This is a genomic window from Fibrella forsythiae, assembly GCF_017353175.1.
Taxonomy (GTDB): Bacteria; Bacteroidota; Bacteroidia; order Cytophagales; family Spirosomataceae; genus Fibrella; species Fibrella forsythiae.
In genome coordinates this window covers 1-563 of sequence record NZ_JAFMYW010000068.1, presented here as the reverse complement: position 1 = coordinate 563, position 563 = coordinate 1, and the positions used below count along the sequence as shown (strand labels likewise).

General features: G+C 59.3%; 1 protein-coding gene. It reads right to left on the bottom strand.

Going from position 1 to position 563, the window contains the following annotated elements; all coding sequences use genetic code 11:
- Positions 1–308: 308 nt before the first annotated feature.
- The coding region (locus J2I46_RS32680) for a hypothetical protein (protein WP_207333316.1) at positions 309–563 on the bottom strand (255 nt) is incomplete at its 5' end.

The following is a 563-nucleotide window of genomic DNA, read 5'->3' as shown; positions in this document are numbered from 1 at the left end:
TACCGCAAAAAAGAGTCAACTTGCTCATTATAAGCCAACTAAGCCAAAATTCTTCGCTCACCGGAGGCCAAATCCCAGACAGGACCCCGCCACGCACTATCGCCTCATTACAATTGTAGGGCCTTACCACGGTGATATATGACAGAGCGGTTACATAGCCGGGGAAGCCCCTTGACCGCTCGCTCACTGTTTGAGTAGTGACCGGTTTGAAACAAGCCCCTGAGGGGCCTATCGGGGCCTGGCCAGCCCTCTTTTTCAGCGACGCAGTGGGCGCCCGGACAAGTCACCGGACCGCCGTGGCGTGGTGACTACAAGTGTAGGCGCCAGGCAGGCGCCAGGCAGGCTCCCGGCGGCGCTTCAGCCTGGCCTGCAAAGCCGGGTGACCCGCCCTTGGCCAGCCTGGTTTGGCCTGTTGTGGCCTGCTTTTTAGCCCTTCCGCCAGGAGGGCCCGGCGCTCGTCGTTTGGTCTTCTCCCAGGTCAGCAGTGGATCTTCCGACTTTTCTCCCAGACTACTGGACAAAACTCCATTTTTCCTTCGGTCCCGCCTCGATCCAGCGCTGAA